The sequence below is a fragment of the Planomonospora alba genome, assembly GCF_039534085.1.
In the GTDB taxonomy this organism is placed as follows: Bacteria; Actinomycetota; Actinomycetes; order Streptosporangiales; family Streptosporangiaceae; genus Planomonospora_B; species Planomonospora_B alba.
On record NZ_BAAAUT010000071.1, the window covers coordinates 20,961 to 31,951 of the forward strand.

Below are 10,991 nucleotides of genomic sequence, written 5' to 3' on the forward strand. Positions count from 1 at the left end.
TTTGTGGAAAAATTTATATAAAAAGAAAAAGTATGGTTACTCATTTAAGAAAGCATAATAAAAATTTAAAATTATCTAATTGTAGAAGGATAAGTTTAAGAACTGGAGAATATATAGAAATAAAGGCTGAAGAAGAATAAAGAAAAAAAGAAAAAAATAGCTTAAATATTTTAACTTACATATCCAGTTGGGCTTCCAGTTATAATATTAACTACAGCGTCAAGAACTTGTGGATTTGCGTTAAAGGCTGAAATATAATATGCTTTCAAACCGCTAATCATATTTACTAATGCCGGGCCACCACCAATCCTATTAAGTGCTCTAGCTATCTTTAATGCAAAACCTTGATAAACTGCCCTGTTAGGACCAGTTATTCCATATTGTGATAATACTGCACTAACATTTTCATTTATCGCGGTAAACTTAGGTACATTAGTCTGGAAATTTTGTTGGGCAACTGGAGCTACATTTGACAATATAGTACTAGCGACTGTTGGATTAGAAAATGCGTTAAATTTAGCTTGCCATTTCGCGTACCTTTGTGAATAACTTCTTGGCGTTCTGCCTTTTGCCATATTTGGTCAATTACAATTAATGATTTGAAATTAATAAATTTTCACGTCTTATACATAATATTATGTATATCACGTTTAACATTTGCAAAAAATAATATGAAAATAATTTCGGAGATTATATATTATATCATAGACTATATCATAGAATACGAAAAACTATTAAATTGTCATATTGTTCTAACTAAAATATGGAAATTGATATAAAGAATGAGTGTAGAAAATATATAATTCAATTTCGAAATTGGTTAGAAAGTAGATACTCTGACAATATTTATTTCTTTAATGTTTTTGAAGATGAAGAAATAATATTAATACAAATAAAAATAAATATGAAGAAGAAAGAATACGAAAAAATTGGAATGTCTATCTTAAAATATTTAGTTCATACTTTCAAATATCCAAATTATATAAAAGTAAATTGGAGATATGATAGAAATATGTTTAAAATCTCAGTAATTTGTGGAGAAATAAATATGTCAGAAACTGAAAATAAGAACTGAGAAAAGATGATTTTATCAGATAGAGATATAAAAAGATATATAAATTTAAATAGACTTGTAATTGAACCTTTAAGTGAGGATACAATTAGAGAAAATGGAGTAGACTTAAAAATTGGAAATGAAATAGTTAGAATAAAAGAAAATATGACGAAAGAAATAAGAGATGAATTTATAATTTATCCATATGAACATGTTCTCTTAACAACTAAAGAATATATAAAATTACCAAATGATATTATAGCATTTTGCAATTTAAGATCTACATTTGCAAGAAAAGGATTATTAATTCCGCCGACTATAGTAGATGCGGGATTTGAAGGACAATTAACTATAGAACTTGTTGGTTCTTCAATTCCAGTAAAACTAAAAACAGGAGAAAGATTTTTACACTTAATTTTTGCAAGAACTATAACGCCAGTCGAAAAGCCATATAACGGAAAATATCAAGGTCAAAAAGGAGTAACTTTAGCAAAAAATGATTAAAAAATCAAAAAAATAATATCTTATTTTTTATGGATATTTTATGCACTTTTCATAACTTTATTTTTTCAACTTTAGCTTTTGGAACTGGTTCATTTTTCATTTCGTCTACTACTAATTTCTCTATTGCTAACCTTATTACTTCTGACCTGTTCATCTTATGTTTCATAGCATAAGCCTCTAGTAATAGTAACATTTCATCTGGAATTTTAAATGTGACAATCTTCATCATTTCAAATCACTGCTCCCGAAAACTATTATTTCTCCAACTGTTATACTTACGCTATTATCTTTGCTAAATATCAATTCAAAACGATAATGTTTATTATTGATTTCTAGATATCCTACTATCCTATTTCTCTTTTTTGCATAAAATAGAATTTGTGGTTCTACTAAAAAATTAATATTTTTAGTTATTATATCTTTTATATCTTTTTTATTTAAACTTTTTATGACTTCTTCTACTTGACTCATGTTCTCTATTTTTACATTTTATATTATGACATTTTTATATCTTTTTACTCTTCTATTTTTTCATTAAAAAAGTGATATAATGCATTTTTGCTTAAACTCACAAGATTTACAGATATAATTATTAACTCCTGGAACTTTTTTATAATCTGTTTCTTTTAGATATTCTTTAAATTTCTTTATCCATTCAATAACTTTTTGATAATAATTTTCTAAAACTTTTTCATCAATTTTAAATTGCTTAACTTCTCTAGTGTTTCTATTTAAATATATAATATATACATTATTGATTTGATAATTTTGCTTTTTCAAAATATGATAATATAATGCGACTTGGTATAAATGATATTCTTTTACTTGGAAATAATTATAACTAATTGTTTTAATTTCCAATAAGTCATTATTACAAATTATATCAATTCTACCGCTAATTTTCATTCCCTCAACTTCATCTTTAATTTCAACTTCAGTTTGACAATTCAATTTTTCTTTAAAATATTGTTCAATTCTCTCATGATATTGTTCTCCTAGATCAAGATAAATTTCATTTATTCCTCTCTCAAATTCAATATTTCTAGCAAGATAGCTTTTTCTATAACAAATACCAACTTCACTTGGAAAAATTGTATCACTAGGATATTTAACTTTAAAACTTTCTTTTATATGATCTTCATAATTCATTTTCACCATCCTCCTAAATTGCTAAATCTCATTAGATTTACAATTTTATTACATACTTCTTCATTTGAAACTTTTCCAATTTGCAAATCTATATCTAAAGCTTGTAAAAGTATTTGAATATCTATAGATTGTTCTTTTCTTCTACTTTCTAGATTTCCACAGTCCGCATAATTTGTAGTTCTGTTAATTTTTTCCTGAATTAATTCCACTAATGCTCTTAGAATTGAAGGATAAAGAACTCTAGCATTTATTATTTTATCATAAGTTTTCTTAATTGCTAATTGAATAATATGAATTCTATCTAAAATTGCCGGCGTAAAAATTTCATATTGTTGTAAATATGATTCTATATCTGGAGTTTGATATTTATCTAAAGTTAAAGAGAAAGGATTTCCAGCATAAATAATTGGAATACATTTTTGAATTGTAGCAGATTTACTTTCTGTACCTGCTCCTCTTGTCCAAATGCAATTTTCAATTCCAGTAGATAATGTAGAATTTATAGAATTTAATTCTTTAACTGCATATCCATCTTTCCAAGTTTGTATTTCGTCAAAAATTAATCCGTTTGATAAAAATACTGAACCGTACATATTATTTCTAGCATCATAGATCAAATTTGCATAAGTTGGAGGTTCTGTATAATAACGAAAATTGAAAACTTCTTGTAAAATCATAAATGTTGTAGTTTTTCCAGTACCTCTATTTGAAATTTCTATTGTGTTTATCTGTCTTTTAGTAATTGGAGATTTGAAAAGTGGGAATAATCGTGGTAAAGTTAAGAAAATATCATCTGAATCCATCTTTTGTGAATCATATCCAAAAGCTTGCAATAGAATAGCATAAGTTAAATGTTGTTTATCAGCTTCTTCTAGAATTTCTTTTGCAATTTCAAAATTATTAGGCGGTTCTATAGAAAATATTTCATCAATAAACCAGTTTTCTGATCCTTTTTTGATCTTTACAAACATATATGAAGAAATAAGATTATAAAAATCATCTGGATTATCAGCAATTTCATGTGGATCAAAATCTCCAGTAAAACCATTTTGAAATTTTGCAATTACTAGATCATCTTTAACTTTAAATCCAGTAATTTTACTTATAAATTTTATTTCGTTATAATATGGCAAATTAGCACTAAAATATTGAGAATCAATTCCTCTCTTGTAAGCTTTCAAAATCTCAATTTTCTTATTTTCTTCAACTTGTTTTTCGCCAAGAATTAGACTTAAAATTCTTTCATTATCTCTTGGATTATAAAAAAAAGAATGACTTTTTAACTTTTCAAATAATTGAAGATTCTGTTGTGTAGTTTCATTCATGAAAAAAAAATGACTTTATGACGTTTTAAAACTCCTCCTCTACGTTCTTCTTTCTGCTTTTCGTACTAGGTTTTTCTTCTTTTTCTTCTTGTTGCTCCATGTCTAGTTCTTCTTCTTGAACTGTGCTATTATTCCTTGGAGTAAACTTTACATATTCATTAAGAAAGTCTGCATATTTCTCTAGAAACTCTGCAATCAATTTTAAATCTTCTGCGTCTTGTGGCGTTATTCCAATTTGTTTCCTGAAATTGTTTTGACTATGGATTGTCATTGAATATCTTATTGAACCATTCTGTGGAACCGCATTTAATTGTACAACAATTCTTTTTATTCCCTTTATCTTTAAAATTCTACTAGCTATCTTGTTTTGTTCTTTAGCTTGTTTTCCTAATTCATCCAGTATTTGTTTAAGGGACGCCATGTTTCTCCCTCTAAAAATATCTTTTAATTATGACATTTTTATATCTTTTTAATTTCATAATATGAAGAGAAATATAGAATTTCCAATATATAATATGAGAAATAAAAAAGAAAAAGAAAAAAAAGATTTAACTTAGATTAAAGAATACAGATCTGATTATTTTCGATAATGGTTTTTTATATTTTTTTGATAATTCTTGCAATTTCGCATAATATAACATATCTACTGTAAAGAATACTTTTTCATCATATAAATCTGCAGTTTCTTTAATTTCTAGTGTTCTTTTTCCTTCTAAAATATCATCTAATTGTTTTTTTATCTCTTCTCTTTTTTCGTAAAAAATTTGTTTTACTTCACTTGGAACTCTTAGGCATATATACTTTCTACGCTGGATCTCTAGCCACCTCGCTTATAAAAATTTGTGATTATACATTTTTAAACCTTTCGCCTTTCTGTCGACATAAGTTTTTAAACGTCATTTCCGCACGTAATATTGTGGATTTGAAAAAAGTTTTAAATTTTCATTTTTCTTATACTTATACTTATTTCATTACTATTGCAACTAATTATAAATATGGAGATACTGAAAAAATTTTTAAAAAATTTCGTAGTTATATTTATAATCATGACAAAAATTCACATGTATTTTCTATAAAGGAAACCACAAAAAATTCAAATGGTCTTCATTATCATATTTTAGTTTTCACGAATAAAAAACTGGATTATTCTAGAGTTCACAAACATATGCCTCCTCATACTGATATAAGAATCGAATTAATTCCAAAAAATATAAGTGATATAAAAAATGTATATAAATATATGATAAAGACAAAAAAAGATATAAAAATGTCATAAATCAAAATGAACAAACGAGGAAAAATGCAAACTCAAGAACAGAGTCAAAAAAAGAAGCAAAAAGCAGTATTTGGAATTTATATGGACAAGGATTTGAAAACTAGACTGAAAGTATACTGTGCAAAAAATAATCTTCAATTAACTCAAGCTATAGAAGAAGCAATAAGAGAGTATTTGCAAAAACGAGGCGGTTAAAAAAACCAAATTAAAGATATTTTCTTTTTTTTATCAACTTATTTCTAAAGCTATATATCATATATATTATATAATGTATATGGTTTGATTTACTTGCTATGAAATTTATATAAAAAAATTTTGTTATTGTCAATAAGAATTTAATGAAGTTTTACTTACAAAAAGGAGACATCATATACATTATATTATGTATTAGTTTTGAGTCTTTATTTATGTCTTAAACTGCACAAGAGCTTATGGAACTTGAAAGAAAAAGTTCTGGAATTGTAAAATCATTTAATATCCTAGATATTTTTTCAATAAATCTTCTCTATATAGGAATTTTAAGCGGGATAAGTTATCCATTATTTGTCAGTAGTTTGCTAAAAAATGTTAACTTATTATACGCAATTTTAATTGGAGCAGTATTTGAAATTCCACTATTATTAATGTATTATCGTTTAACAACAAAATATCCACTTAATGGCGGTGATTATGCATATATTAGAACTGCATTTTCTTCAAAATTCTTTACAATTTTTGGAATTTCATTATGGTTAACATATGTACTATCTCAACCAATCTTAGGTGATCTTGTACTCTTAAACTTTAATATTCAAAATCAATTTGAACAATTTCTAATTGTTGAATCTTTATTTCCTATTGTTTTACTAATTATCGCTAATAAGAGAATATATGCAAAAATTGTTGATATATTAGCAATTGCACAAATAATAGTAGCATTATTTATAGTTTTTAAATCATTTAATTTTCAATATCAAAACTTCACAATTTCTAATACTTTATTATCTGCATTACTATTTGATTTATCAGCGTTTATATTCATAAATGCAATCAGTTACATAGCTGGAGAAATAAAAAATATTAAAAAATCTAGTATGGTCGGATATTTTGTAAGCTATTTAGTAGTCGTGATACTTTCAATTCTAGATAGCTATTCAAATTTGTCAATATTGTTTGCATTAATGCCAATTTGGTTCTTTAGTTACATGCCAATTGCAAATAAAATCCAAAGTAGATTAATTCAAACTATGAGTTTCGATAAAGTATTACCTGAAACATTTAGCAAAATAAATCCAAATATTTTATTATTGATTTTTGCGACAGAAACAATAGCAAATGTTCTAGAAAATCTACTTGGATTTAATATATCTTTTGGACTTGATGGTTTATTGTTCATCTTCTGGAATTTCATAATTGTAGCATTTGCATATTTGAAACTCATGAATGATAAAAAATTATTTTCTATAGTTCTAACATCTTTAGCAATTCAGATATTTCTATTCTTCTACTTAGGATATCAAAATCCAATATTTTATAAATTTGTAATCTCTGGAAATATAGAAGATACAATATTAAGAATTATAATAATACCAATAATAGGATCTATAGTATACTTATTAAGAAGAAATAAAATAAATGTCATACCAAAATAGAAAGTTATATGAAATTAGTATTTGAAATAACATCATCAAAAGAACTATTACTCAAGACAAATTTTCCAGTTTTGATTAATCAATTACATAACAAAAAAATAACTTGGAAAAATGAAACTTGGGTTGACAGTGGCGGTTATCAAATTAGCCTTTACAATTTGAAAATTTCAGTAAAAGATGTATTAGAAAAATATAAAACATATAATGCTTATGCATTTTTTTCTCTTGATATTCCATCTATTTTTGAACCATTAAATAGAAAGAATTTCGAATATTTCGAATATCTATATACTAAAATTGAATATATAGAAAGAATTATCCCAGTTATACATTTATATCCAATTAGAGAAGTAGATGAAGCCTTAGATTTTTATAAACAATACACTGATTATATAGCATTTGGCGGAATAATTGCATCTAGTAAATTAAAAATTTTAATCTATACATTTCCTTGGTATTATTATCTAAGAAAATACACAAAAAAACTTCATGTTCTAGGAATGTCTGCTCCATATTTTCTCCAAACTTTTGATAATGCTAATTCTATGGATACTTCAACTTATACAAGAATTTCAGGTTTCAGAGAGATCTTTTGGTTTGATGGTTCTAGAAGATATGTAGGCGATAGAAAAAAAAGAACATTAACAAAAGAAGAAGAAGAACTATTATATGAATTTTTAGATAAGACAAATTTTCCATTTGAATATGATCTTTCAAATGTAAAAATTTTACAAACTATAAATGCTTGGATTTTAAAATATAATAATTGGAATATTGAAAATAAATATACGATATATGCTAAGAAATTAAAAAAAATGGGACTAGATAGTCTAGTTAATGAGATAATTCAAAACTATAAAATTGCAAGTGAAATAAAGAAAAATAAGCCACAAAATATAAAGAAAAGTAATAATGATTTGGAAATTGAATTAGAAGAATAATAAATTAATCAAATAGCATACTTAAATATTGTCTTCTTCATTCTCAGATTCTGATCTTTTCTCTCTCCAACCGTAAATTTTTCTTATATAAATTTTATTCGTGTCTTTAGTATAATAAAATGTCAACTTAATAACAATATTATCATTCTGATAATATATAAATTCTTCAATAATTTCGCTATTACTCTTGATTTTATTTCTTGAATCTGGAACTCCTACAAGATATCTTAATCCATTTTCAGTAATTTCAAATAATTCTTTAAATTCAAATTCAAAACTTTTCATTTCTTGATTTTCAAAAAATACATATAGAACTACATCTAAATCTTCAAATTCCATTTTTTTCTCACTATGTTTTCGATAAAACTATGACAATTTTAAATTTTCATTCTAGGAAATTGCTAAAAAATAGAATTATTATTCCGAACTTGAGAAAAATTAAAGATAGAATTAGTTAATTATAGAAAAAGAAAAAACATATAAAAGAAGAATTAGAAAGAGAAAATAAAAAATAAAATAACTTAAAGCTTACCAAAAAGAGTCTTCATCAAATGATTCATGACTCATCTTATAGTGAAAATCTAACTCATCTAAATCTGTAGCTACAAAACTACACATTCTGCAAAAATAAACTTTATTCTTTTTGTTTTCTTTCTTACTCATTTTCGTTTTCATTTTTCTTACCTCATTCTTATATATGTAAAAACTAATATTTAAAGTTTTCTCTATCTTTTTACGTTTGTATCTCTCTAACTTTTTATGTCTCTATATTTTCAACCTCTTGAATTAGTATCACAAACTTGAAAAAAACAATCGAGAGAATTGGCTAATTATAGAAAAACAAAAAACATAAAAAAGAAGAAAATAATAGAAAATAAAAAAAGAAAATAAAAAATGATTAATGAGTTGTAATTTGAGGAATTGTCTCAGGCTTTAACGTCAATACAAGTCTATTTTCTTCTGTCCTTACTTTTACTTTTCCGGTAAATTGTATATTAAACTCGTATCCATTAGCATTACCGTTAATTTCTACTTCTTTTTCTACTCTATTGACCCAAATTGAAATATTTAGACCCGTCGTCTCTATTGAAATTTCGCCATCATAATCAACCTTAATGGCACCGTCTCTAACGAATAAATATAGGTAACTTTGAGTCGTCATAGTATCAATTTTCCCATTATGGTAGTTACTCACGTAATTAAAAAATTTGTATAACTTCTTGACTTGCGGTTGAATTTTTTCTTCTTGACTTTCTAAATTTATATTTACGGGAAATTCGATTTCTTGACTCATCTTTCTTACCTCAATATTATATTTGTCAAACTACTATATAAAGCTTTCTCTATCTTTTTACATCTCTATCTCTCTATTTTTTCATCTCTCTGATTTTTTAACTTTTAGAAATAGTATTCCTAATAAAAAAATTATGAAATTAGATTAATTGATTTTTCAAATTTAACACTTAATAATTTTAATTCATAATTTTCATATTTAAATTTTAGTCTAGCTTTAGTAATAACTTCAATTTTCTCACTTTTGTTTTTATAACTTTTTTCGAAACTATATTCAAAAACATTATTTGGTTTAAGTATATTTTCAAGTATATATAATGGAATTATATCACAAAATTTTTCAAATTTTTCTATTATCTTTTTTTCGATACTTTTTCTTCTTAAAGTTTTAAATATATTTTTTCTTTCTCCGACAATTTTCACATATTTTTCGCTTAGTTTAATTATTTCATCTAGAATATCTTGATAGCCCATATTTCTCACTAATAAATTTCGATAAAAATATGACAATTTTAAAGTTTAATACTAGAAAATTAGCAATAAGTAGAATTAATATTTGGAACGTGAAAAAAATTAAAGATAGAATTAGTTAATTAGAAGAAAAACAAAAAATAAAAATTAGAATAAAAAGAAAAAAATAATCTTTTTCTAATAATCGCCGATCCGGCAATAATTCAGTGCATATTCTATCTTTCTTAAGATTTCTTCTAACTGTTTTAGCTCTTCGTGATCACAGTCGAATTCTTCTTCAAAATATTCATCCAATAACTTCATGATATATTCTAACTCTTTACTCATTTACTTTTCACCATTTATATATATGAAAAAACTTATATTTAAAGTTTTCTTTAATCTTTTACATCTCTATCTCTCTAATTTTTCATCTCTCAATTTCTTCAATTTTTAGAAATAGTATTACAGAAGCGAGAAAAATTATAGATAATCTTAACTAAATATAGAAAATAGAAACTAGATAATATAATAAAAAAATAAAAAATAGAAAAAAAATTAAATTTTTTCGTTAAAAAACTTAGACATTTCAATTAGATATAACTTATATTTTCCTGCAGTTTTCTCAAAAAATAAGTGAAAAACAAATAATGCTTTATTAGTTTTTATCAAAAATTCAGTGAAATAGCCGTTTAAAATATTTCTTTCATAAATTGCTAAATTTCCATTTGAAATTTCCATTACTATTTCATTAAAAATTTCCTCTAATTCTTCACTTGAAAATTCAACATTTTCACTGACCTTTATCGTTTTCACGTCTTGTCTTGAGTTATTTAAAAAAGTCTTGAAACTTGAAACTATTTTTTCTACTTGATTCTCTATATTCATTTACTTTTCACTGATTATACATATGTAAAAACGTATATTTAAATCTTTCTCTAATCTTTTATTTCTCTATATTTTCAACTAACTGGAATAATATTACAATTTTGAAAAAAATAGTTCATAGTTTTAGTTAGTAAGAAGAAAAAGAAAAAGAGAAAATTAAAATGAAATTAAAAAATTAAAAAAATAGGATTACTTTCTAATTTTCCTCCAAAAATGCATTTCTAAAACAAATATTTTCTCATCTTTGACATAATAATCAAGTTCAAACTCTAAGTATTGATTTTCAAATTCCCACCATTCGTATACGTCTGTGTATATTTTCACATTCACAGAATCGTTTACGACACCTTGTAACGGGTCGGCATTTTTAATTAGATCAGCAAATTCAACATCTGAAAGTTCAATTTCTGGATTAAATATTAAATCCAGTTCCCAAATTTCTGAATTTTCAAAAATTGGATTTAACATGTCTTTTAGTGT

The 10,991-nt window shown here is 24.6% G+C and carries 17 protein-coding genes; 6 read left to right on the forward strand and 11 right to left on the reverse strand.

Translation table 11 applies throughout. The features are described from left to right. Positions 1 to 170 precede the first annotated feature (170 nt). Positions 171 to 575, reverse strand: coding sequence for a hypothetical protein (locus ABD823_RS30170; RefSeq protein WP_198968529.1), 405 nt, complete (start codon positions 573 to 575; stop codon positions 171 to 173). Positions 576 to 763: 188 nt separating this feature from the next. Between ABD823_RS30170 and ABD823_RS30175 the strand changes: the two genes are divergently transcribed. Together ABD823_RS30175 and dcd are read left to right on the forward strand one after the other, a co-directional pair. Beyond that, positions 764 to 1,075 carry a hypothetical protein gene (locus ABD823_RS30175; protein WP_198968528.1) on the forward strand — a complete coding sequence of 104 codons (312 nt, stop codon included), beginning with the start codon at positions 764 to 766 and terminating at the stop codon, positions 1,073 to 1,075. Positions 1,076 to 1,081: 6 nt separating this feature from the next. Continuing rightward, the gene (dcd, locus tag ABD823_RS30180) at positions 1,082 to 1,558 is read left to right on the forward strand and encodes a dCTP deaminase (protein ID WP_198968527.1); all 477 of its coding nucleotides are present in this window, start codon (positions 1,082 to 1,084) and stop codon (positions 1,556 to 1,558) included. A gap of 49 nt (positions 1,559 to 1,607) precedes the next feature. Here the strand turns inward: dcd and ccr1 are convergent, their stop codons facing one another. From ccr1 to ABD823_RS30205, 5 genes are all read right to left on the reverse strand, one after another. Then, the gene (ccr1, locus tag ABD823_RS30185) at positions 1,608 to 1,787 is read right to left on the reverse strand and encodes an aCcr1 family cell cycle regulator (protein ID WP_343819166.1); all 180 of its coding nucleotides are present in this window, start codon (positions 1,785 to 1,787) and stop codon (positions 1,608 to 1,610) included. Continuing rightward, a complete protein-coding gene (locus ABD823_RS30190) occupies positions 1,784 to 2,029 on the reverse strand; it encodes a hypothetical protein (RefSeq protein WP_198968526.1) in 246 nt (81 codons plus the stop codon). The genes ccr1 and ABD823_RS30190 overlap by 4 nt, the downstream gene beginning before the upstream one ends. Positions 2,030 to 2,092: 63 nt before the next feature. Continuing rightward, positions 2,093 to 2,707, reverse strand: a complete 615-nt coding sequence (locus ABD823_RS30195; protein ID WP_198968525.1) for a PD-(D/E)XK nuclease family protein — start codon at positions 2,705 to 2,707, stop codon at positions 2,093 to 2,095. Positions 2,708 to 2,709: 2 nt separating this feature from the next. Beyond that, positions 2,710 to 4,032: a BREX system Lon protease-like protein BrxL gene (locus ABD823_RS30200; protein WP_198968524.1), complete on the reverse strand. Its 1,323-nt coding sequence runs from the start codon at positions 4,030 to 4,032 to the stop codon at positions 2,710 to 2,712. 25 nt (positions 4,033 to 4,057) lie between these two features. Next, positions 4,058 to 4,453, reverse strand: a complete 396-nt coding sequence (locus ABD823_RS30205; RefSeq protein WP_198968523.1) for a hypothetical protein — start codon at positions 4,451 to 4,453, stop codon at positions 4,058 to 4,060. 495 nt (positions 4,454 to 4,948) lie between these two features. On the opposite strand from ABD823_RS30205, the gene ABD823_RS34725 reads away from it, so the two are divergent. The 4 genes from ABD823_RS34725 (at position 4,949) to ABD823_RS30220 (ending at position 7,880) form a co-directional block, all read left to right on the forward strand. Further along, positions 4,949 to 5,308: a rolling circle replication-associated protein gene (locus tag ABD823_RS34725; protein ID WP_198968522.1), complete on the forward strand. Its 360-nt coding sequence runs from the start codon at positions 4,949 to 4,951 to the stop codon at positions 5,306 to 5,308. A gap of 6 nt (positions 5,309 to 5,314) precedes the next feature. Further along, complete coding sequence (locus ABD823_RS30210) at positions 5,315 to 5,503, forward strand: hypothetical protein (protein ID WP_344865529.1); 189 nt, start codon at positions 5,315 to 5,317, stop codon at positions 5,501 to 5,503. A 236-nt stretch (positions 5,504 to 5,739) separates the two neighbouring features. After that, complete coding sequence (locus ABD823_RS30215; protein WP_344333010.1) at positions 5,740 to 6,939, forward strand: hypothetical protein; 1,200 nt, start codon at positions 5,740 to 5,742, stop codon at positions 6,937 to 6,939. 8 nt (positions 6,940 to 6,947) lie between these two features. Then, the gene (locus tag ABD823_RS30220) at positions 6,948 to 7,880 is read left to right on the forward strand and encodes a tRNA guanosine transglycosylase family protein (protein ID WP_198968563.1); all 933 of its coding nucleotides are present in this window, start codon (positions 6,948 to 6,950) and stop codon (positions 7,878 to 7,880) included. A 21-nt stretch (positions 7,881 to 7,901) separates the two neighbouring features. On the opposite strand, the gene ABD823_RS30225 is transcribed toward ABD823_RS30220, so the two are convergent. The 5 genes from ABD823_RS30225 to ABD823_RS30245 all read right to left on the reverse strand — a co-directional run. Next, entirely contained in the window at positions 7,902 to 8,219 is a 318-nt protein-coding gene (locus tag ABD823_RS30225) for an AcrID1 family anti-CRISPR protein (RefSeq protein ID WP_198968562.1), read from the reverse strand. Positions 8,220 to 8,778: 559 nt separating this feature from the next. After that, entirely contained in the window at positions 8,779 to 9,174 is a 396-nt protein-coding gene (locus ABD823_RS30230; RefSeq protein WP_198968561.1) for a hypothetical protein, read from the reverse strand. A gap of 131 nt (positions 9,175 to 9,305) precedes the next feature. Next, positions 9,306 to 9,647: a hypothetical protein gene (locus ABD823_RS30235; protein WP_198968560.1), complete on the reverse strand. Its 342-nt coding sequence runs from the start codon at positions 9,645 to 9,647 to the stop codon at positions 9,306 to 9,308. Between the two features lie 534 nt (positions 9,648 to 10,181). Further along, a complete protein-coding gene (locus tag ABD823_RS30240; protein WP_198968558.1) occupies positions 10,182 to 10,511 on the reverse strand; it encodes a hypothetical protein in 330 nt (109 codons plus the stop codon). Between the two features lie 189 nt (positions 10,512 to 10,700). Continuing rightward, positions 10,701 to 10,991: AcrID1 family anti-CRISPR protein (locus ABD823_RS30245; protein ID WP_344865534.1), on the reverse strand; the 291-nt coding region annotated here is incomplete at its 5' end.